At 70.0% G+C, this 21,705-nt stretch carries 20 protein-coding genes; 11 read left to right on the plus strand and 9 right to left on the minus strand.

What is annotated here, in order from left to right:
* Positions 1-19 precede the first annotated feature (19 nt).
* Positions 20-2,098, plus strand: coding sequence for an NAD-dependent DNA ligase LigA (gene ligA / locus J2X34_RS22735; protein WP_429519889.1), 2,079 nt, complete (start codon positions 20-22; stop codon positions 2,096-2,098).
* Between the two features lie 340 nt (positions 2,099-2,438).
* The gene (locus tag J2X34_RS22740) at positions 2,439-2,927 is read left to right on the plus strand and encodes a GNAT family N-acetyltransferase (protein WP_114722527.1); all 489 of its coding nucleotides are present in this window, start codon (positions 2,439-2,441) and stop codon (positions 2,925-2,927) included.
* A gap of 2 nt (positions 2,928-2,929) precedes the next feature.
* Here the strand turns inward: J2X34_RS22740 and J2X34_RS22745 are convergent, their stop codons facing one another.
* A complete protein-coding gene (locus J2X34_RS22745; protein WP_114722526.1) occupies positions 2,930-3,580 on the minus strand; it encodes an ACT domain-containing protein in 651 nt (216 codons plus the stop codon).
* 186 nt (positions 3,581-3,766) lie between these two features.
* Between J2X34_RS22745 and gatC the strand changes: the two genes are divergently transcribed.
* The 3 genes from gatC to J2X34_RS22760 all read left to right on the plus strand — a co-directional run bounded on the left by gatC (position 3,767) and on the right by J2X34_RS22760 (position 7,190).
* Entirely contained in the window at positions 3,767-4,066 is a 300-nt protein-coding gene (gene gatC / locus J2X34_RS22750) for an Asp-tRNA(Asn)/Glu-tRNA(Gln) amidotransferase subunit GatC (protein ID WP_031938977.1), read from the plus strand.
* Positions 4,063-5,547, plus strand: coding sequence for an Asp-tRNA(Asn)/Glu-tRNA(Gln) amidotransferase subunit GatA (gene gatA / locus J2X34_RS22755; protein WP_429519866.1), 1,485 nt, complete (start codon positions 4,063-4,065; stop codon positions 5,545-5,547). Before gatC ends, gatA begins: the two co-directional genes overlap by 4 nt.
* Before the next feature lie 128 nt (positions 5,548-5,675).
* Positions 5,676-7,190 (plus strand): flavin-containing monooxygenase, encoded by a 1,515-nt coding sequence (locus J2X34_RS22760; RefSeq protein WP_114722524.1) that lies wholly within the window; start codon positions 5,676-5,678, stop codon positions 7,188-7,190.
* Here the strand turns inward: J2X34_RS22760 and J2X34_RS22765 are convergent.
* From J2X34_RS22765 to J2X34_RS22775, 3 genes are read right to left on the minus strand one after another with little or no spacing between them, the layout of a single operon-like run.
* The gene (locus J2X34_RS22765) at positions 7,117-7,644 is read right to left on the minus strand and encodes a mycothiol transferase (protein ID WP_114722523.1); all 528 of its coding nucleotides are present in this window, start codon (positions 7,642-7,644) and stop codon (positions 7,117-7,119) included. The genes J2X34_RS22760 and J2X34_RS22765 overlap by 74 nt on opposite strands.
* A 44-nt stretch (positions 7,645-7,688) precedes the next feature.
* Positions 7,689-9,050 (minus strand): alpha/beta-hydrolase family protein, encoded by a 1,362-nt coding sequence (locus J2X34_RS22770; protein WP_429519867.1) that lies wholly within the window; start codon positions 9,048-9,050, stop codon positions 7,689-7,691.
* The gene (locus tag J2X34_RS22775) at positions 9,047-9,700 is read right to left on the minus strand and encodes a hypothetical protein (RefSeq protein WP_429519868.1); all 654 of its coding nucleotides are present in this window, start codon (positions 9,698-9,700) and stop codon (positions 9,047-9,049) included. The genes J2X34_RS22770 and J2X34_RS22775 overlap by 4 nt, the downstream gene beginning before the upstream one ends.
* Positions 9,701-9,942: 242 nt before the next feature.
* Here J2X34_RS22775 and J2X34_RS22780 point away from each other — a divergent pair, with 242 nt between their 5' ends.
* The 5 genes from J2X34_RS22780 (at position 9,943) to J2X34_RS22800 (ending at position 15,681) form a co-directional block, all read left to right on the plus strand.
* The gene (locus J2X34_RS22780; RefSeq protein ID WP_114722605.1) at positions 9,943-11,106 is read left to right on the plus strand and encodes a sensor histidine kinase; all 1,164 of its coding nucleotides are present in this window, start codon (positions 9,943-9,945) and stop codon (positions 11,104-11,106) included.
* 9 nt (positions 11,107-11,115) lie between these two features.
* The gene (locus J2X34_RS22785; RefSeq protein WP_114722520.1) at positions 11,116-11,778 is read left to right on the plus strand and encodes a response regulator; all 663 of its coding nucleotides are present in this window, start codon (positions 11,116-11,118) and stop codon (positions 11,776-11,778) included.
* Between the two features lie 82 nt (positions 11,779-11,860).
* Positions 11,861-12,892, plus strand: a complete 1,032-nt coding sequence (locus J2X34_RS22790) for an ATP-dependent 6-phosphofructokinase (RefSeq protein ID WP_114722519.1) — start codon at positions 11,861-11,863, stop codon at positions 12,890-12,892.
* 22 nt (positions 12,893-12,914) lie between these two features.
* Positions 12,915-14,426, plus strand: a complete 1,512-nt coding sequence (gene gatB / locus J2X34_RS22795; protein WP_114722604.1) for an Asp-tRNA(Asn)/Glu-tRNA(Gln) amidotransferase subunit GatB — start codon at positions 12,915-12,917, stop codon at positions 14,424-14,426.
* A 22-nt stretch (positions 14,427-14,448) separates the two neighbouring features.
* On the plus strand, positions 14,449-15,681 hold the full coding sequence (locus J2X34_RS22800) for a cation:proton antiporter (RefSeq protein WP_174911668.1): 1,233 nt from the start codon (positions 14,449-14,451) through the stop codon (positions 15,679-15,681).
* Between the two features lie 3 nt (positions 15,682-15,684).
* On the opposite strand, the gene J2X34_RS22805 is transcribed toward J2X34_RS22800, so the two are convergent.
* On the minus strand, positions 15,685-16,830 hold the full coding sequence (locus J2X34_RS22805) for a PQQ-dependent sugar dehydrogenase (RefSeq protein WP_429519869.1): 1,146 nt from the start codon (positions 16,828-16,830) through the stop codon (positions 15,685-15,687).
* Positions 16,831-16,941: 111 nt separating this feature from the next.
* On the opposite strand from J2X34_RS22805, the gene J2X34_RS22810 reads away from it, so the two are divergent.
* Positions 16,942-17,868, plus strand: coding sequence for a DoxX family protein (locus J2X34_RS22810; RefSeq protein ID WP_429519870.1), 927 nt, complete (start codon positions 16,942-16,944; stop codon positions 17,866-17,868).
* 78 nt (positions 17,869-17,946) lie between these two features.
* Here the strand turns inward: J2X34_RS22810 and J2X34_RS22815 are convergent, their stop codons facing one another.
* The 4 genes from J2X34_RS22815 to J2X34_RS22830 all read right to left on the minus strand — a co-directional run bounded on the left by J2X34_RS22815 (position 17,947) and on the right by J2X34_RS22830 (position 21,570).
* Complete coding sequence (locus J2X34_RS22815) at positions 17,947-18,108, minus strand: hypothetical protein (RefSeq protein ID WP_429519871.1); 162 nt, start codon at positions 18,106-18,108, stop codon at positions 17,947-17,949.
* 261 nt (positions 18,109-18,369) lie between these two features.
* Positions 18,370-18,852, minus strand: coding sequence for a hypothetical protein (locus tag J2X34_RS22820; protein ID WP_114722514.1), 483 nt, complete (start codon positions 18,850-18,852; stop codon positions 18,370-18,372).
* Between the two features lie 155 nt (positions 18,853-19,007).
* Positions 19,008-20,849, minus strand: coding sequence for a dihydroxy-acid dehydratase (ilvD, locus tag J2X34_RS22825; RefSeq protein ID WP_174911663.1), 1,842 nt, complete (start codon positions 20,847-20,849; stop codon positions 19,008-19,010).
* 187 nt (positions 20,850-21,036) lie between these two features.
* Positions 21,037-21,570: a PH domain-containing protein gene (locus J2X34_RS22830; RefSeq protein ID WP_114722512.1), complete on the minus strand. Its 534-nt coding sequence runs from the start codon at positions 21,568-21,570 to the stop codon at positions 21,037-21,039.
* Positions 21,571-21,705: the final 135 nt, after the last annotated feature.

The raw sequence follows: 21,705 nt of genomic DNA on the forward strand, positions 1-21,705 counted from the left end.
GAACGAAGCCGCTACCGCCATGACCAGCCCGTCCGACGCCGCGGTGGAGCCTGCGAGTGCCGAGGATCGCGAACGCTGGCAGGAGTTGGCCGAGGTGGTCCGCAACCACCAGTTCCGCTACTACGTGCTCGACTCGCCGGTCGTCTCCGACGGCGAGTTCGACGCACTGTTCGGGCAGCTGAACGCGCTCGAGGAACGCCACCCGGACCTGCGGACGGCGGACTCGCCCACGCAGCTCGTCGGCGGCGGGTTCGCGACCGAGTTCAAGGCCGTCGACCATCTCGAGCGGATGCTCAGCCTCGACAACGTCTTCGACTACGACGAACTACGCACCTGGGCCGGGCGTGTAGAAGTCGAGACCGGTCCTGATCTGCACTACCTGTGCGAGGTGAAGATCGACGGCGTCGCGCTCAATCTGGTGTACGAGAACGGCAAGCTGGTCCGCGCGGCCACCCGCGGTGACGGTCGCACCGGCGAGGACGTCACGCTCAATGCGCGCACCATCGCCGACATCCCCGAAACTCTCACGCCCAGTGACGAATACCCGATTCCCGCGCTGCTCGAGGTGCGCGGCGAGGTGTTCTTCCGGCTCGAGGACTTCGCGGCCCTCAACGCGTCCCTGGTCCAGGAAGGCAAGGCGCCCTTCGCGAATCCGCGCAACTCGGCGGCCGGCTCGCTGCGGCAGAAGAATCCGGCCGTCACCGCGCGGCGCCGGCTCGGCATGATCTGTCACGGGCTCGGCCGCACCGAGGGCTTCGACCCGGTCGGCCAGTACGACGCCTACACCGCACTCGCGGCGTGGGGGCTGCCGGTGTCGTCGCACACGTCGCGCGTGGTCGGCATCGACGCGGTGGTCGAGAAGGTGCAGTACTGGGACGAGCACCGCCACGACGTCGAGCACGAGATCGACGGTCTGGTCGTCAAGGTCGACGAGATGGCCCTGCACCGCCGCCTCGGTTCCACGTCGCGCGCGCCCCGCTGGGCGGTCGCGTACAAGTACCCGCCGGAGGAGGCCACCACCAAACTCCTCGACATCCGGGTCAGTGTCGGCCGCACCGGCCGGGTCACCCCGTTCGCGTACATGGAGCCGGTCCTGGTGGCCGGTTCGACGGTCGCGCTGGCGACGCTGCACAACGGCTCCGAGGTCAAGCGCAAGGGCGTGCTGATCGGCGACACCGTCGTGATCCGCAAGGCCGGAGAGGTGATCCCCGAGGTGCTCGGCCCGGTCGTCGACGTGCGCGACGGCACCGAGACCGAGTTCGTCATGCCCACCGAGTGCCCCGAGTGCGGCACGACGCTCGCCCCGGCCAAGGAGGGCGATGCGGACATCCGCTGCCCCAACCAGCGGTCGTGCCCGGCGCAGTTGCGCGAGCGCGTGTTCCACGTCGCGGGCCGAGGCGCGTTCGACATCGAGGTCCTCGGGTACGAGGCGGCCACGGCGCTGCTGCAGGCCGGCGTCATCCGCGACGAGGGCGACCTGTTCTCGCTCACCGAGGACGACCTGATGCAGGCGTCGCTGTTCCGCACCAAGGCGGGGAAGCTGTCGGCGAACGGCCGGCGCCTGCTCGACAACCTCGGCTCGGCCAAGCAGCAACCGCTGTGGCGCGTGCTGGTCGCGCTGTCCATCCGGCACGTCGGCCCGACGGCGGCGCGGGCGCTGGCGGGCGAGTTCGGCAGCCTGGAGCGCATCGAGAACGCCGGTGTCGACGAACTGGCGGCGGTGGACGGGGTGGGCGGCACCATCGCGGCGGCCGTCGTCGAATGGTTCGCCGTCGACTGGCACCGGGACATCGTCGAGAAATGGCGCGCGGCGGGGGTGTCGATGGAGGACGAGCGTGACGAGTCGATCGTGCGCAGCCTCGAGGGCCTGTCGATCGTCGTCACCGGTTCGCTCGAGGGGTTCTCCCGGGACGAGGCGAAGGAAGCGATCCTGATCCGCGGCGGCAAGGCGGCCGGTTCGGTGTCGAAGAAGACGGCGTTCGTCGTGATCGGCGACGCCCCCGGTTCCAAGGCGGCCAAGGCAGAGGAACTCGGTGTGCCGATCCTCGACGAGGCAGGATTCCGCCGTCTGCTCGAAAACGGACCGGACGGCATCTGACGTTTCGTGGCAGAAGCGCAGCGCGACAGGAACATTCACACTGTCGCGCCGCGCTTGTCTACGTGATGAACGCCACGCTACGACGTGGTGTCGTTTTCGGTGGAATTCCGACGGCCGGAAATTCGCGACGGACCGCCGAGTGTGCGCATGGTGAACTTCGCGCCATCGATGCTGGTCGGAATAGTTCGGGGGCGGGCGTGCGCCCGGAGTTGCGGCGTCGGCCGGGGCAGTGGCGGCCTCGATCGCAGACCGTCCCAAATGTGGCGCGTGTCTCATTTGCGCCGCTCGGGGCATCTGAATCGGTTTTCTGACGGCGGCCAGTGGCTGACATAGTGACGCCATGATCGATATCCGGCCCGTCACACCTGCCGACTACGACACTGTCGGCGAGCTCACTGCCGACGTCTACATCGACGGTGGTTTCGTATCGGACAGCGACATGTACGCGGAGCGACTGCGCGACACCGCGACCCGTGCCGACCAGGCCGACGTCGTGGTGGCACTGGTCGACGGCGAGATCGTCGGCTCGGTGACCATCGCCGAGCCGGAGTCGCCGTTCGCGGACGTCGCCGAGAAGGGTGAACTCGAGTTCCGCATGCTCGCGGTCGCGGCGTCGGCGCGCGGAAAGGGCGTCGGCTCCGCGCTGGTGCGCCACGTGCTCGACGTCGCGTACGACCGCGGCGACCGCGCGGTCGTCATCTCCACGCAGCCCGACATGGTCGACGCGCGACGCATCTACGACCGCAACGGTTTCGTTCCCGCGCCCGAGCGCAACTGGGAGCCGATCCCCGGCATGGAGCTGACCGCGCTGGTGCGCGAACTCGTCTGACGTCAGCCCAGGACGGTGGCGACGATGCCGGCGAGGTAGCCCAGTCGCGCCACCTCCGACGGGCGGAACTCCGGTCCGCCGGGGCGCCCGAGTAGCAGTGCCCGGCCGGTGCTGCCGAGCGGGGCGGCCGCGAGGGTGGTGTCCATGTCGCGCCACACCTGCGGCACCCAGTCGTCGTTGCCGTCGAGGACCGTGGCCTTCTTCAGTGGCATCCAGGGCGCGTCGCCGGCGTGCGTCTCGGGTGCGCCCGGGCTACCGACGACACGGAACGAGCCGTGCGGGCCGATGTCCATGACGGTGGACCAGCCGACCCGCAGCACCCGCGGCGCCCCGTCGACGAGGACCTGCAGGCGGTCGGAGTGCGCGGTGGCGACGTGGTCGATCAACTCCAGCTCGCGGTGGGTGTCGAGGATGCCGGAGTAGGGGCGGATGGAGTCGACCCGGACGTCGGGGAGCTTCTCCGCCGCGGTGATCAGAGTGTCCGGCAGTGACCCGGCCTCGACGTCGACCACCAGGTCGTCGACGGCGAATCCGGATCCTCGCTCGACGACGTCGAGTGAGAGGATGTCCGCTCCCACCGAGCCGAGTGCGACGGCGAGTGCGCCGAGGCTGCCGGGTCGGTCGGGGAGTTGGACGCGGAGCAGGTAGGACACGTGCTGCCTTTCCGTTCGTTCGGTGCCGGGTCCGACGCCGAAGACGGGACACAGTGCGCACCCCCGCCGTTCCCTATCCTTTCACCCCGGGCTCGCGTCCGCTGGGGTGACGGGCTGCACGACCGATCCGGCCACGCTCTAGGCTGGTCGGGAACGTTCACTTCGACCTGAAAGGGGTCACCGAAGGTGCCTGCCATCTCCCGTGACGAGGTCGCCCACCTCGCCCGGCTGTCCCGGCTTGCCCTGACCGACGCAGAACTCGACGAGTTCGCCGGTCAGCTGGATTCGATTCTCAGCCACGTGAAGGCGGTGTCCGAGGTCGCGGCAGATGATGTCCCGCCCACCGCGAACCCCAATCCGATCGCGAACGTGACGCGGCCGGACGTCATCGTGCCGGGGCTGACGCCCGAGCAGGCGCTGTCGGGTGCGCCGGCCGTCGAACAGGATCGGTTCGCCGTTCCGCAGATCCTGGGAGAGGGCGAATGAGCACCGATCTGACTCGTCTCGACGCCTCGGAGCTGGCGTCGAAGATCCACTCGCGCGAGATCTCGTCGGTGGAGGCCACGCAGGCACACCTCGACCGGATCGGTCAGGTGGACGGCGAACTGCACGCGTTCCTGCACATTGCGGGCGAGCAGGCGCTGGTCGCGGCCAAGGAGGTCGACTCCGCTCTCGCTGCCGGTGAGGCGCCGTCGTCGGCGCTCGCGGGCGTGCCGATCGCGCTCAAGGACGTCTTCACCACCACCGACATGCCGACCACGTGCGCGTCGAAGATCCTCGAGGGCTGGGTGTCGCCGTACGACGCGACGCTCACCACCAAGCTGCGCGAGGCCGGGATCCCGATCCTGGGCAAGACCAACATGGACGAGTTCGCGATGGGCTCGTCCACCGAGAACTCCGCGTACGGGCCCACCCGCAACCCGTGGGACACCACGCGGATCCCGGGTGGCTCGGGCGGCGGCTCGGCCGCGGCGCTCGCGTCGTACCAGGCCCCGCTCGCGATCGGCACCGACACCGGCGGCTCCATCCGGCAGCCCGCCGCGGTCACCGCGACCGTCGGCACCAAGCCCACGTACGGCACCGTCTCGCGCTTCGGTCTCGTCGCCTGCGCGTCGTCGCTCGACCAGGGTGGCCCGTGCGGCCGCACCGTCCTCGACACCGCGCTGCTGCACGAGGTGATCGCCGGGTACGACCCGCGTGACTCCACGTCGCTGAACGAGCCCGTCCGCCCCGTCGTCGAGGCGGCCCGCCAGGGCGCGACCGGCGACCTGAAGGGCGTGCGCGTCGGCGTCGTCAAGGAACTGCACTCCGACAGCTACCAGCCGGGCGTCATCTCGTCGTTCGACGCCGCGGTCGAGCAGTTGACGGCCCTCGGTGCCGAGGTCGTCGAGGTCTCGTGCCCCAACTTCGAGTACGCGCTGGCCTCGTACTACCTGGTGCTGCCCAGCGAGGTGTCGTCCAACCTCGCGCGCTTCGACGCCATGCGGTACGGCCTGCGGGTCGACGACGGCGACATGAGCGCCGAGCAGGTCATGGCCGCGACCCGCGCTGCCGGCTTCGGCAAGGAAGTCAAGCGCCGCATCATGATCGGCACCTACGCGCTGTCGTCGGGCTACTACGACGCCTACTACGGTTCGGCGCTCAAGGTCCGCACGCTGATCGCGCGTGACTTCGACGCCGCGTACGAGAAGGTCGACGTGCTGGTCTCGCCGACCAGCCCGTTCACGCCGTGGAAGCTGGGCGAGAAGGTCGACGACCCGCTCGCGATGTACCTGTCCGACCTGTGCACCCTGCCGACCAACCTGGCGGGCCACTGCGCGATGTCGGTTCCGTCGGGTGTGTCCGCGGATGACGGCCTGCCCGTCGGTCTGCAGATCATGGCCCCGGCTCTGGCCGACGAGCGCCTGTACCGCGTCGGCGCGGCCTACGAGGCCGCCCGCGGGCCGATCGCGTCGCCCGTGAGCTGACGCCCGGCGCGTCACCGAACGCGTTCGGCAACAGCCCGGATCCGGACATTCGGATCCGGGCTGTTCGCTGTCGTGGGGGACTAGGCTCCGGGGCAGCAGGATGTGTGCGGGATGCCAGGAGGATCGAAGTGGGAAAGCCGTCGATCACGATCATCGGCGCCGGATTCGGCGGAATCGCAATGGCGCTCGAGTTGCGTCGTGCCGGGCTCACGGACATCACGATCCTGGAGAAGGGCGACGACGTCGGCGGTGTGTGGCGCGTCAACACGTATCCCGGCGCGGCGTGCGACGTGCCGTCGCCGCTGTATTCGATCTCGTCGGAGCCCAATCCCGAATGGTCGCGGCGGTTCTCGGAGCAGCCCGACATCCTGGCGTACCTGCGCGACATCGCCGAGCGGCATCAGTTGCGGCCGCTGATCCGGTTCGGGGTCACGGTCATCGAGGCCGAGTTCGACGAGCACGTCAACCGGTGGTCGGTGCGGACCGCCGATGGTGAGATCGTCGAGTCCGACGTCCTCGTCACCGCGGTCGGCCAGTTGTCGCGCCCGGCGCTGCCCGACATTCCGGGACGCGAGACGTTCGCCGGGCCCGCCTTCCACTCGGCCGAGTGGAACCACGACGTCGATCTGGCGGGCCGACGCGTCGCGGTGATCGGCACCGGTGCCAGCGCGGTCCAGTTCGTGCCGGCGATCGCCGCCGACGTGGGCCGGCTGACGCTGTTCCAGCGATCGGCGCCGTGGATCCTCCCGAAACCCGATCGTGTGTACGGGGACCGGCATCACCGGATCTTCCGGTCGGTGCCGGCGACGTTGCGGGGCGAACGCCTCGTCACCTGGGGGATATTCGAGTTGCTCACCGTCGGCCTGCTCGACACCAGGTGGCGCGGCGGCATCGCGGGCGCACTGGCGCGCAGGCACCTGCGCAAGCAGGTCACCGATCCGGCGCTACGGGCGGCACTGACGCCGGACTACGAGCCCGGCTGCAAGCGGATGCTGTTGTCGGACGAGTACTACCCGGCACTGACGCGCGGCAGCGTCGACGTCGTCGTCGGCGCCATCGACCGCATCGAACCCGACGGTGTGCGGACGGTCGACGGAACCCTGCACCCGGCCGACGTGATCATCTACGGGACCGGTTTCGCCGCAACGGAATTCCTCGCGCCTATGAAGATTCGCGGACGCGCCGGACGGAGTCTGGACGACGCCTGGTCCGACGGCGCCCACGCGTATCTCGGCGTCACGACGGCCGGGTTCCCCAACCTGTTCCTGATGTACGGTCCCAACACGAACCTCGGCTCGGGATCGATCGTGTACATGCTCGAGTCCCAGGCCCGGCACATCGCCGGACTCGTCGAGTGGCTCGTCGAGCAGCCGGGGTGTGCGGTCGAGGTGGACGCCGGTGTCGAGCGCCGATTCGACGACCGCATCCAACGCAAGCTCGCCGACTCGGTGTGGAGCTTGTGCAGCAGCTGGTATCGCACCGCGTCGGGCAAGATCACCACCAACTGGCCGGGCACGGTCACGGCCTACCGGCGCCGGACCCGACGCCCCGACCGCCGCGACTTCCGGATCACCGCGCCTCGAACAACCCCCGCACGTACGCGGCCTGCCCCAGATGCTGCAGGCAGTCGCCGATCACACTGACGAGGCGCACCGAGACGGTCACGGGCGGATCCCAGCGGCGATCGACGATCCGGTCCAGCTCGTCGGCGGTGAGTTCGTCGATGTACTCGAGCGTCGCCAGGTGCACGTCGCCGTGATAGTCGGCGAGCAATCGGGCGTCCGCGTGCACGATGCCGACGTCGGCGCTGCTGTGCCCGTAGCCGACGTCGCCGGCCGGGAACGGCAGGGCGAACCGCTCCCGCCAACCCCGGGACGTCCAGGCCTGCTCCACGTCGGCGATGTCGCTCACGTGATCGTCCTGGACCCGGGTCAGGTGCCAGATCAGCCACGCGATCGAGTTGGCGTTCGGCCCCGGCCGGTAGTCGGACATCTCGGGTGTCAGGCCGGCGCACACCTCGACCGCGAGTTCCCGGATGCGCTCGAAGTTGTCCCGCAGGATCTCGCGGGCCGCGTCCGTCTCCTTCTGTGGGGTCATGTGTCCACGGTAAGCGCACACCGCCGGTCGTGGGCGTCTTCGGATCAGGCGCAGTCCGGCATCTGTAGTCCCTGATCGGCGCCGTACCGGTGCCCGTGCCCGGTGGGAGCGTCGAGCGCGAACAGCATGTCCACGCCGGTCTGCAGGAAGCTGATACCGGGAATCCATTGCGGCACAGGTGCGTCGACGCGGACGTCGCCGAGGTCGGGTGCCCGGGTCAGCAGCGACGGTGACCACCACACCACCGGATCGGAACTGTTCGCGAGCACCGTCGCACCGTCGGTGCGCACCGCCCCGGCCGGGGGGCCGGCCCACAGAACGCTGCACGCGCGCGCCCGCTGGTCGTCGGCGTCGTCGAAGATCGCGCTGCCGCCCACCGACCCGAGGCTCTGGCCGTACACGTGCAGCGCGGGCCGGGCATCGGCGGGCAGTTCGGCGATCCGTGCCGACACCGCCGCGAACAGTGTCCGCGCAGATTCCTCCGCGTCGGCCCGGCCGAACAGGAACGTCGCCCAGCTGGGCGCGTACGAGTACTGCATGCCGACGGTCGCGACGTCGCCGGCGAACCTGCGCTCGATACCGCGGGCGGCCTCGCCGTCGATCCATCCCGAACCCGTCGGGACGGCGACCACGACGTGCGATCGGGAGAACGCGCCCGTGCGGTCGAGCTCGTCCACCGCGAGCGCGGCCCGGGCGGCGACGTCGGGCGCCGAGTCGAGCCCGACATACGTGCGGACGGCCCGCGGATCGGATACGCCGGCCACGAACCGCCGGCCCTCCGCGCCGAGCGTCTTCCATGGAACGATCGAGTTTTGTTCGTTTGCAACGAGACTGGTGTCGATGACCGAGCTGGTGGTCCGAAAATGCTGCGCTGCAGCCGAAGCCGCCCGCGGTACCGCGATCAGGCCCGCGAGGGGGACGATCGCCACCAGCAGGCCGACGCAGCGCACCCATCCCAGGCGTCGCGCGAGCGTGACGCATCCCCGGGTGAGGCCGAACAGTACGAGACACACCGCGACCGCCCAGAACGCGACCTGCGCCCAGTGTCCCGGACCGATCGCGGGCAGGCTCATCGCCGAGCGGAGCGCGTTCTGCCAGTGGTCCGCCGACGCCACCGACCACGCGAGGATCAGGCCTGCCGGCACGGCTGCGCCGGCCCGGGCGGCGTCGTGCGTGTGGCTGCCGCGGGCCGGTCGCAGCCGTCGGAGCAGTGCGGCCACGCCCCAGCACAGCGCCACCAGAATTCCGGTGAACACGCCCTGCGCGACAGGGGTTCGGGGGAGTAGCGACGGCGCCAGCGAGGCGACGGCTCCGGTGGCGATGGCCACCGACGTGCTCACCCGCGGCAACGCAACGGTGACCGCGAATCGGGCGCTCCCGGCATGCGCGCCGGGGATCGCGCTCATGCCGCCACCGCCGGGCTGGGAGCGACAAGGCCGAGCATCGGCCTGATCCTCCGCAGAGTCAGGGTCACGAGCAGCGCTCCGAGGGTGCCGAGCAGCCCACCCAGGCCGTACCGGATCCACGGTTCGTCGACCGGTGCGCCGAACCCCTGACGCATCGAGTTCATCCCCACGGCGGCCGTCGCGGTGTTCGCCATCGCGAAGCAGGACGTCCGGTCTGCAGCCCGGGCGTCGCACGCCGCGTGCATCCGTCGGTCGAGTTGCGCGTCCAGTTCGGTGCGCGCCCAGGCCCCGAGGTCGCCGCCGCCGCGGTGTGCGTAACGCAGCAGGTCGTACCCCAGATCGTGTGCCTTGCAGGCCGTGTCGAACTCGGCAGGCAGCGGTATCGGCGACGAGCACGCGCCGAGCGGATTGACGACCGTGCCGTCGATCACCGTCGGCCGATATCCCATGACGGCGGCGAAGTCGTCGGGAATCGCGGACGCGGCGAGGGCGTGGTCGTCGGCGGTCAGCAACGTCACGGCGGCCGCGGCCGCTCGGTTCTCCCGTGCCGGGGAGTGCGCGTCGGCGGTGGGGGCCGACACCGTCCCGGTGAGCGTCATCCCGCCGATCGTCACGGCGAGGACGGATCCGATCCATCTCGTAGTTCGCATGACAAACGACGCTAGAAATGGGCGCTACCCTGCGACATCACCCCGCGGTGCCGAACCGTGGCACGTCGCGGGAGTGATCGCGGCCGGCGCCTGATACCCCGGAGCCAGTCGCATCTCACCCCTGGGTATGAGGACATTTCGAGTCCCGGTTCCTAGTGTTTCCGGGTGTGAGGAAACGAAATCGTGCACTCGACCGTGCGGCACAGGGCGCGGTCTCGGCCGCGGCCCCGCGCCTGAAGCGGATGAGCACGGGGCAGCGATTGGACCTGGTGGTGCTGTTCGTGACCGCGGTGCTGTACGCGATCGCGTGGCCCACGCTCCACGTGACGCACCATGTGCCCGCCGGCGTGCAGCCGCTGATCGGAGGGCTCGCCGCGCTGCCGCTCCTGCTGATCCGGGCTAATCCGGCGCTGGGATGGGCCATCTCGGCGGCGGGCGCGCTGGTGATCCCGGTGGTGTACCAGCGCGCCGACGACTACGACTTCCCGTGGCAGGTGGTCCACGTGATGGTGCTGATGGCGCTGCTGCTGGCGGTGAGCCTGCGGTCGCCGATCCCGGTGGTCGCGGTCGCGTGGGGCGCGACGACGCTGCTCTTCCTCGCCGACACGCCGGGCCAGGACGGGCGCGGCTGGGCGGTGGGTCTCACGGTCCTCGTGCTGTTCGGGCTGCTGATCCGCTGGCTGGTGATCTCGCGGCGCCAGCTCGCCGCCCAGGAGCAGACCAGCGAACTCGAACGAGCCCGCCGCGCGATCCTCGAGGAGAAGGCGCGGATCGCCCGTGACCTGCACGACGTCGTCGCCCACCACATGTCGATGGTCGTGGTGCAGGCGCAGAGCGCGCCGTATCGGCTGGACTCGGTGTCCGACGAGGCGAGGGCGGAGTTCGAATCCATCGGTGCCACCGCGCGGGAGGCGCTCAACGAGATCCGAGGCCTGCTCGGCGTGCTGCGCAGCGACGGGGACACCACCGAGCGGGCCCCGCAGCCCGGCGTCGCGCAGATCGAGGAACTGCTCGACGGCAGCGTCCGTGCCGGTATGTCGCTGTCGCGCAGCATCTCCGGGGAGCCGTCCGCGATCTCCGAGACGACGGGGCTGACGGTGTACCGGATCCTGCAGGAGTCGCTGGCCAATGCCAGCCGGCACTGTCCGGGCGCGCACGTGGAGGTCGTCGTCGACTTCTCGCCCGCCGTTACGTCGCTCGTCGTGACGAACGGTCCCGCGGTGGGAGCCGAACCGCGTCCCGAGTCGTCGGGTGGCAGCGGGATCGCCGGCATGCGGGATCGTGCCCGCGCCGTCGGCGGCACACTCGACACCCGCGCACTCGACGGCGGGGGATTCGAGGTCCGGGCCCATATTCCGGGGAGTGTCCCGGTTGTGGCCGGCACCCCGGCCGGGCCGGCCGCCTAGTCTGTCACGGTGGCGATCACGGTATTCATTGCGGACGACCAGGCGATGGTGAGGCAGGGTTTCGGCGCGCTGCTCGGTGCACAGCCGGACATCAGTGTCATCGGTGACGCGCCGGACGGGCGGGTCGCCGTCAGCGAGGTCAAGCGCCTGCGCCCCGATGTGGTGCTGATGGACGTGCGGATGCCGGAGATGAACGGTCTCGACGCGGCACGTGAAATCCTTTCCGCCACAACGGAACATCCGGTTCGGGTGTTGATGCTCACAACGTTCGACATCGACGAGTACGTCTATGAGGCCCTCGGGCTGGGGGCGAGCGGGTTCATGCTCAAGGATGCGCCGGCCGAGGAGCTGATCCGGGCGGTGCGGGTGGTCGCGGCCGGTGAGGCGCTGCTCGCGCCGAGCGTCACGCGTCGTCTCATCGCGGACGTCACCCGTCGGCGTTCGGCGCCGCGCCCGCGGAACACTCGGTTGGAGTCGCTCACGCCGCGCGAGCGTGAGGTCCTCGAACTCATCGCGGCCGGGCTGTCGAACACCGAGATCGCCGAACGCCTGTTCGTTGCGGAGCAGACCGTCAAGACGCACGTCGGGAAGGTGCTGGCGAAGCTGTCGCTGCGGGATCGTGCGCAGGCCGTCGTCCTCGCCTACGAAACGGGACTGGTCACGCCCGGTTGATCGACTCGGCGTGCCTGATCGGCGCGGGCGCGGCAAGATGAGAAGGGACCGCTCTGCTCCGCGATGGCCGAGAGGGGCCGTGATGCGCATCGGAATCCTGACCGGGGGCGGCGACTGCCCCGGATTGAACGCCGTCATCCGCGCTGTCGTGCGCACTGCGGACGCGCGCTACGGCAGTACCGTCGTCGGGTTCCAGGACGGCTGGCGGGGTCTGCTCGAGGACCGCAAGATGCAGATGCGCAACGAGGACCGCATTGACCGGATCCTCGCGCGCGGCGGCACCATCCTCGGCACCGCGCGGGTGAACCCGCAGAAACTGCACGACGGCCTCGACCGGATCAAACAGACCCTCGACGACAACGGCATCGACGTGCTGATCCCGATCGGCGGCGAGGGCACGCTCACCGCCGCGAGCTGGCTCGCCGACAGCGGTGTCCCCGTCGTCGGGGTGCCCAAGACGATCGACAACGACATCGACTGCACCGACGTCACGTTCGGCTTCGACACCGCCTTGACCATCGCCACCGACGCGATCGACCGGCTGCACACCACCGCCGAATCACACCAGCGGGTGATGCTCGTCGAGGTGATGGGCCGGCACGCGGGCTGGATCGCGTTGCAGTCCGGCATGGCGTCGGGCGCGCATCTGACGCTGGTGCCCGAGGAGCCGTTCGACGTCGACGAGGTGTGCGCGCTGGTCAAGAAGCGCTTCCAGCGCGGCGACTCGCACTTCATCTGCGTGGTCGCGGAGGGGGCCTCGCCCGACCCGGCGTCGATGACGCTCCGCGAGGGCGGCATCGACGAGTTCGGACACAAGATCTTCACCGGTGTCGCGCAGCAGTTGGCCGTCGAGATCGAACACCGCATCGGCAAGGAGGTGCGCACGACGGTGCTCGGGCACGTGCAGCGCGGCGGGACGCCGACCCCGTACGACCGGGTCCTCGCGACCCGATTCGGCGTCCACGCGACCGACGCCGCGCACAGCAACCAGTTCGGTCAGATGGTGGCGCTGCACGGCACGAACATCGAGTTGGTGCCGCTGTCGGAGGCGACCAAACAGCTCAAGACCGTGCCCGTCGAGCGCTACCGGGAGGCGGCCGCGTTCTTCGGGTGACGGGGCGCATAAACTCATGGCCATGACTGCCGCCGTGTCCGCTGACCTTCTCGACTATGACGCCGTCCTCGCGAAGTTCGAGCCCGTATTGGGCATGGAAGTGCACGTCGAGCTGCACACCAAGACCAAGATGTTCTGCCCGTGCCCCACCGAGTTCGGTGCCGAGCCCAACACCCAGGTGTGCCCCGTGTGCCTCGGCATGCCCGGAGCGTTGCCGGTGGTCAATCAGGCCGCCGTCGAGTCCGCGATCCGTATCGGCCTGGCGCTGAACTGCTCGATCACCCCGTGGGGCCGGTTCGCGCGGAAGAACTACTTCTACCCGGACCAGCCGAAGAACTACCAGATCTCGCAGTACGACGAGCCCATCGCGACCGAGGGCTACCTCGACGTGGTGCTCGACGACGGCAGCACGTGGCGTGTCGACATCGAGCGCGCGCACATGGAGGAGGACACCGGTAAGTCGCTGCACGTCGGTGGCGCCACCGGCCGAATCCACGGTGCGAGCCACTCGCTGCTGGACTACAACCGCGCCGGCGTCCCGCTCGTGGAGATCGTGACCAAGCCCATCACCGGTGCAGGTGAGCGCGCGCCCGAGGTGGCCCGCGCGTACGTCGCCGCCCTGCGTGATCTGCTCAAGGCCCTCGACGTCTCCGACGTCCGCATGGACCAGGGCTCGCTGCGCTGCGACGCGAACGTCTCGCTGATGCCGATCGGCGCGGAGGTGTTCGGCACCCGCACCGAGACCAAGAACGTCAACTCGCTCAAGAGCGTCGAGGTCGCCGTCCGCTACGAGATGCGCCGTCAGGCCGCCGTCCTCGTCTCCGGTGGCGAGATCATCCAGGAGACCCGGCACTTCCAGGAGGCCGACGGCACCACGTCCGCCGGTCGCCGCAAGGAGACCGCCGAGGACTACCGCTACTTCCCCGAGCCCGACCTCGAGCCCGTCGCGCCTGACGCCGATTGGGTCGAGGAACTCCGCGGCACGCTGCCCGAGCTGCCGTGGCTGCGCCGCGCGCGCATCCAGCAGGAGTGGGGTGTCTCGGACGAGGAGATGCGCGACCTCGTCAACGCCGGCGCCCTCGACCTGGTGATCGCGACGACCGAGTCCGGCGCGCCCGCGTCCGAGGCCCGCTCGTGGTGGGTCGCCTACCTGAGCCAGCAGGCGAACACCCGGAGCGTCGAGCTCACCGCGCTGCCCATCACGCCCGCGCAGGTCGCCGAGGTCATCGGGTTCGTCGCCGAGGGCAAGCTCACCAACAAGCTCGCCCGCAAGGTCGTCGACTACGTGCTCGACGGTGAGGGCGATCCCGCACAGATCCTCGCCGCGCACCCGGAGCTCGTGGTCGTGCGTGACGACAGCAAGCTGCAGGCCGCGGTCGACGAGGCCCTGGCCGCGAACCCCGACATCGCCGACAAGATCCGCAGCGGCAAGGTCGCGGCGGCCGGCAAGATTGTCGGCGACGTGATGAAGGCAACTCGCGGGCAGGCCGACCCGGCGCGTGTCAAGGAGCTCGTCATCGCGGCGTGCAGCTGATCGGGCAGTAATGTAGCGGCGCATGGACGCCGCCGTCGCCACCTCACTGTTCTGGATCGCCGTCGCGGCCGTGGTCGCGCCGTTGGTCGCCGGATCACTGCCCCGCAAGCTCGTGCCCGAGGTCGTGCTGCTGCTCGTGGCCGGGATCGTGATCGGTCCCTACGTGCTCGAACTTGCCGACGCCGGCAGCGAGATCGAGATGCTGCGGGAACTCGGACTGGGCATGCTGTTCCTCCTCGCCGGATACGAGGTGGACCGTGAGGAGCTGACCGGCCGCGGCGGTCGGCGCGCCCTCGTCACGTGGCTGGTGTGCCTGGCCGTCGCGTTCGGGATCGTCGCCGCGTTGGGGGCGGCGGGTCTGGTGCACTCGGAGATCGCCGTGGCGATCGCGCTGACGTCGACGGCACTCGGCACGCTGCTGCCGATCCTCAAGGATCGCGGGCTCGTCGAGACGCCGATCGGCAAGGCGGTGCTCAACCACGGCGCTGTCGGCGAGATCGGCCCGGTGATCGCGATGGCCGTGCTGCTCGGCGCCCGCGGCGCGATCATGTCCCTCGTCGTGCTCGCGGCGTTCGCGGTGGTGGCGGTCGTCGTCGCGATGCTGCCGACCAGGATCCTGCGCGAGGGCTCGGACCTGCTCGCGGTGATCCGCCGCGGCGCGGACACCACGGCCCAGACGACGGTTCGCCTGGTGATGCTCCTGCTGGTGGCGCTGATCGCCGTCGCGGCGGTGTTCGACCTCGACGTCATCCTCGGCGCCTTCGCGGCCGGATTCATCCTGCGACGCGCGGTGCCCGACGGCAACGAGCAGCTCGAGGCGAAACTCGAGGGCCTGGCGTTCGGGCTCCTGATCCCGATCTTCTTCGTCACGTCCGGGATGGCGATCGACGTGTCCGCGGTGGCGGGCGAGCCGGTGGTCCTGCTCGCCTTCCTCGGCCTGCTGCTGGTGGCCCGCGGTCTCCCGGTGTTCGTCGCGTCGCGCTACGACCGGGGACCGGCCGGCGCGAATTTCGACACCCGCGAGCAACTCCAGATCGCGCTGTACTCGACCACGGGTCTTCCGCTCATCGTCGCGGTCACCGGCGTCGCGGTGTCGGCGGGCGAGATGTCCAATGCGACGGCGTCGATCCTCGTCGCGGCCGGAGCCATCACGGTGCTGGTGCTGCCGATGCTCGCGAGCGCGCTGGCACGCGGCGACCGGGGCGAGCACGGAGATCGGCGAGACCCGCAGACGGCCAGACCCGCGAGCGCCTGAGCGTCAGTCGGTCCCGCCGCCACCGCTCGGCAGCGGAAGCTTCACGACACGATCGTCGGTGGGACCGGGCTCCCCGCCGGACTTGTTCACCGTGGCCGCCCAGATCTCGCCGGCACCGCTGATCACCGTCCCACCGAGACGGCCGTAGAGCTTCTGCGCCAGCAGGGCCGGCGCCGAGGTGACGGCACCGGTGTCGTGCTCGGTAGCCAGGACCGCCATCGCCTGCGCGTCGGTCAGGGCGACCGCGACCGCGCCCCGTGCGGCGGCGCATCCGGCGACCCCGGGCTTGTCCGGCCACGTCCACGCGGGCGCCCCGACGGTTCCGTCCGGTCGGACGCGCTGGATCCGATCCTCGAGTGCCGTACGGTCCGTGACCCACACGCCACCACCGGGATCCGCGCACACGTCGCCCGCCCGACCCAGCCCGGACAGTACGACGGCGGGCCGTGGCGGATTCGGGGTCGAGGACAGCGCGGTCACACCGAGCAGCTTCCCGGCGAGCGACGCGGGATCGGCCGCGGCCGCGGGATTGCCGGTGTCGCCCGTCAGGACCATCAATTCGCCGGGCGTCGAGAACGTCAGTGCGCCGGCGTTTCCGACGTCGCCGCGCGGAATTCCGGTGAGGACGTCCTTGGGCGTGTCCCCGGGCGCGATGCGGACCACCCGGTTGTCACTGCCCGTCGTGATGTAGGCGTAGAGGAGGTTGTCCTCGGTGTACGTGGGGGACAGCGCGATGTCGAGCAGGCCGCCGTCGGATCCGGAATCGACGGGGATCCTGGCGAACTCGGTCGGCTTCTCACCCGGCGCCACCCGCACGATGCGCCCGGTGCGACGCTCCGCCACCAACGCGGAGCCGCCGTCGGGCAGCATCACCAGCCCGCCGGTCGCATCCAGGCACGTGGCAATGACATTGGGGTCGCGGTCGAAGCAGGGGTCGTTCGGCGTCGACGGCTCGGGCAGCACCGACGAGGGTGCGGACGGTTCGCGAGGCTGCACCTCCGCACCGGAACCGAACGTCGGCTCGGGGGTGAACGGCGACGATGTGGAGTCGTCGAACCGCGCGCATCCGGCGGCCGCCACCACAGCGATCGAACAGATGGCTGCCGTGGCCGCCCCTCGCACCTTCCGGCCCGGTACACCCTTCGTCATGGTGCAGACGTTACGGAAGGCCGGGCGGGGTGCGCCACGCGGCGCGGTGTGACCGGCGCGCCGGGCCTCGCTACCCGGTCAAGCTCCACGAACCGTCCTAGGCTGCCATGCGTGACTGACAAGTCGAAAGATCACACCGAGTCCACCGGCGCGGGGTCCGCGCCGAGCCCGTTCGATCAGCCGACCGAGAGGTTCGCCGCGCAGTCCGTCGACCGGGGGAGCCGACCGTTGGCGCACACCGACGACGACCTCGACTTCGACGACAGGGGCGCCTCGAGTCTGCCGACGGAGCAGATTCCCGCCTTCCGCCCCGCTCCCGCGCCGACCGGCATCGAGGACCAGCCCACCACCGTGATCCAGCGCGACGACGCCACCGTGCCGACGCCGACGCTGTCCCCGCCGATCGTGTCCCCGCCGATCGTGTCCGAGCCGATCGTGTCGGAGCCGATCGGCGATGCGTCGACGGTCGCCGCCCCGGTCGCGGTCCCGCCGATGCCGGGCTCGGACGGCGGGGCGGACAACCGGCGCGGCACGCTGGATCTCGGTCTGCTGGTCCTGCGACTCGTGGTCGGCGGCACGCTGCTCGCGCACGGCCTGCAGAAGCTCACCGGATGGTGGAACGGGCCGGGCCTCGGCGGCTACCGGGACATCCTGGTGGACTCCGGTTTCGACCACGCGCGGGTTCTCGCGGTGGCCGGCGCGGTCGGCGAGGTGGCCGGCGGTGCACTGCTGATCCTCGGCCTGCTCACTCCGATCGCGGCCGCCACGGTGGTCGCCGTGATGATCAACGCGTGGTGCCTCAAGCAGTCCATGGTGCCCGGCCTCGAGTACTTCGCGCCCGAGGGCATCGAGTACGAGACGGTGCTCGGTGCGGCCGCGGCCGCGATCATCCTGACCGGTCCGGGCCGGATCTCCCTGGACGGCCGCCGCAAGTGGGCCACCCGCCCGTACGTCGGATCGACGGTGATCCTGATCCTCGGTGCGGCCGTGGGTGTCGGTGTGTGGATCTTCCTCAACGGGGCCAACCCCGTCATCTGACGCCTGCCGCTCCGGTTCTCGTCGTGCCGCTCGTCCCATCGGGGGAGCGGCACGACCATTTCCGGAGCGGCGGCGGGCTCAGCCGAATGCGCACCGCAGCCGTCGCACCACCTCCTCGGGTGTGCTCAGCTCCCGCCAACCCCATCGCGCGACGCCGTATCCGGCCGTGCGGATCCGGTCCTCGCGCAGCTTCTCCTCGATGACCGCCTGTTCGGTGGTCTGACCGGGGCGCAGATGCACGGCGTACTTGCCGAGCCCGTCGAACTCGCCGACCGCGCGCTCGCCCTCGAACCAGAAGTCGACACGGCCGATCCAGGAATCGCCGTCGAACAGGTCCCGCTGGTTCCGGTGCCGGCGGCCGGGCGCGGTGGATCAGTACACGGCTGCGGGATTCGCCGACACTCTCGCTCCGACCGTCCATGAACGCGACCGCCCGCGCCGCCTGTGCCGCCCCGCGTCGGCCACGACACCGGACGAGCGCGTCGTCGAGATCCTCGGGCGTCACCAGTCCGGTGGCGAGCGCGTTGTCACCCGACACCACCGCGCTCTCGAACGGCGTCGTCCGCGCGAGGTCGACGATCGTTCGGGCGGGCGCTGTGACCGGCACACCGTCCACGACGACGATGTCCTCGGCGGGCAGCGTGCGACGTGCACATGTCGACGAGTGGTGATCTTGCCGCCGGAGGCGCGGTCGAGGGTGGAGTGCACCCGCCGCAGCGGCACGGCCCACACGGCGATCCCGTGCAGTACCGCCGCCGACACGTGGCTGACGACGGCATCCGGGCACGACGACGCCGCGGCGAGGACCGCCAGTCTGTGTTGCGCGACGGAATCGAGTCGGGCGAGGTCGGCGGCGCGGACGTACGCCCCGGGTCGGACCGCGAGCAGTTCCCGCGACCGTCGGGCCGCGCGTAGTTCGTGGTCGGTGAAGCCGCGACCGAGTGCGTCGGACCTGAACACCAGTGGTGTGCCGTCGAAATCCATGTATCGAGCCTGACGTCGCCGGAGCCGTCGACGGTGCTCGATCCGCGATCTGTGGATGGATTTCTCGGTATCCACAGATCTGCCGCTCCGGAAACGGCTGTGCCGCGCCCCCGATCGGGGACGCGGCACAGCGAAAAGCGGAGCGGCAGGACCTCTTACGGCACGTGGCGGACGGCGCCCTTGTCGGCCGACGTGGCCAGCGCCGCGTAGGCGCGCAGTGCGGTGGTGACCGAGCGCTGACGATCCACCGGCTGCCACGGGCGCTCGGAGGCCTCCATCTTGGCGCGGCGCTGCGCGAGCGTCTCGTCGTCGACGAGGACCTCGAGGGTGCGGGTCGCGACGTCGATGCGGATCTGGTCGCCGTCCTCGACCAGACCGATCACACCGCCCGACGCAGCCTCGGGGGAGATGTGCCCGATCGACAGGCCGGACGTGCCACCCGAGAAGCGACCGTCGGTGACCAGTGCACACACCTTGCCGAGACCGGCACCCTTGAGGAAGGCAGTGGGGTGCAGCATCTCCTGCATGCCCGGACCACCCTTGGGGCCCTCGTAACGCACGACGATGACGTCGCCCGGCTTGATCTGCTTCTGGAGGATCACCGAGACCGCCGCCTCCTGGGACTCGACGACGACGGCCGGACCCTGGAACGAGAACAGCTCCTCGTCGATGCCCGCGGTCTTGAGGATCGCGCCGTCGACGGCGATGTTGCCGCGCAGCACGCACAGGCCGCCCTCGACGGTGTACGCGTGCTCGAGGTCGCGAATGCAGCCGCCCTCGGCGTCGGTGTCGAGCGCGGACCAGCGGTTGTTCGTCGAGAACGGCTCGGTGGTGCGCACACCGCCGGGGGCTGCGTGGAACAGTTCGAGTGCTTCGTCGGACGCCTTGCCGGAGCGGATGTCCCACGTGTCGAGCCACTCGTCGAAGCTCTTGGTGTGGACGGTCGAGACGTCGGTCTCGAGTAGGTTCGCGCGGCGCAGTTCACCGAGGAGAGCGGGGATGCCACCGGCGCGGTGGACGTCCTCCATGTGGTAGTCCGAGTTGGGGGAGACCTTCGACAGGCACGGCACGCGACGGCTGATCTCGTCGATGGTGCTCAGGTCGAAGTCGACCTCGCCTTCCTGCGCGGCCGCGAGGGTGTGCAGCACCGTGTTGGTGGAGCCGCCCATCGCGACGTCGAGTGCCATCGCGTTGCGGAACGCCTTGGGGGAGGCGATGTTCCGGGGCAGAACCGACTCGTCCTCGTCGCGGTAGTAGCGCAGCGCCGCCTCGACGACGGTGGTGCCGGCCTTGCTGAAGAGGGCGCGACGCGCCTCGTGGGTGGCCAGCGTGGAACCGTTGCCGGGCAGTGCGAGTCCGAGTGCCTCGGTGAGGCAGTTCATCGAGTTGGCGGTGAACATTCCCGAGCACGAACCGCACGTGGGGCACGCGCTGCGCTCGACCTCGTCCAGGCCCTCCTCGGACACGGAGTCGTTGGCGCTCGCCGAGATCGCGGTGATCAGGTCGGTGGGGGCCTGCGCGACGCCGCCGACGACGACGGCCTTGCCGGCCTCCATCGGGCCGCCGGAGACGAAGACTGTCGGGATGTTCAGGCGCATCGCGGCATTGAGCATGCCGGGGGTGATCTTGTCGCAGTTCGAGATGCACACCAGGGCGTCGGCGGTGTGCGCGTTGACCATGTACTCGACGGAGTCGGCGATGATCTCGCGGCTCGGCAGCGAGTAGAGCATGCCGCCGTGGCCCATCGCGATGCCGTCGTCGACGGCGATGGTGTGGAACTCGCGCGGCACGCCACCCGCTGCGCGGACGGCCTCGGCGACGATCTCGCCGACGTTCTTCAGGTGAACGTGGCCGGGCACGAACTGCGTGTAGGAGTTCGCGATCGCGACGATCGGCTTACCGAAGTCGGAGTCGGTCATACCGGTTGCGCGCCAGAGCGAACGGGCTCCGGCAGCGTTGCGTCCGACGGTGGTGGTGCGTGACCTCAGCGGGGGCATGGGCGAATTCCTTCGTCGATCAGCGGTTCTCGGCGGCGGGCTGTGCTCGCCGAGCGCGGCGTAATACGTGAACTGGTGGGTCCGTGAAGGTGCTGGTCGCTGGACCCGATTTCGGCTGGTGTGGCAGCCTCGTCATCTCCGGTGGGAGCGAGAGACATCCTGGTTGGACGCTACCCCCGCGCGCGAGCTAGTCGGTATCCGGCTCCGAATCGCCGGCGGACTCGGGCTTCGCGGCCCCCGGAGATTCGACGGACTGGGCGGCCTCGTCGGCCGCCGCGGCCTCGGCGCGAGACTTCTCCGCCTGTGCCTCGCGGGCTGCGGCGTACGGGTCGGTGACGCGGCCGCCACTCGCCGACGCGAGCTGCGGGAGGCGTCCGAAGGTCACGTTGGGCAGGGAGACCTCGTTGCCGTCGAGGAGTTCGGCGCGTGCCCAGCCGCGCTTGGGGAAGCGGAAGCCCTTGATCTGATCCCACGATATGGACTGCGAAGAGAAGGCTCGGCGCAGCTCGAGGCCGTCCGGGCCGACAGTGGTCCGCACGCGCAGGACCCAGGCCCCGATCAGGAACGGGATCACCAGCGTCCAGCCGAACGCGGCCGGCCATCCGAGAACCGGGAAGCTCAAGCAGAACAACAGGAACAAGCACGCCATCAGGGCGAGTGGGGAAATCCGGATGACCTGTCGGTCGTCTGAGGGCGTATGGGATGATGGCACCGGTGGCACGGGCTGCTGAGGAGATGACACCTCTACATCTTCGCACTGCAGCCGAGGCATCTTACATTCTGGGACAGCGCACTCACCAAAGTTGACTGTCTACCATTGACGCGCCTACCGTCGAGCGCGTGAAGCAGAATGAGT

The organism is Rhodococcus sp. BE178, from assembly GCF_050433545.1.
Lineage (GTDB): Bacteria > Actinomycetota > Actinomycetes > Mycobacteriales > Mycobacteriaceae > Prescottella.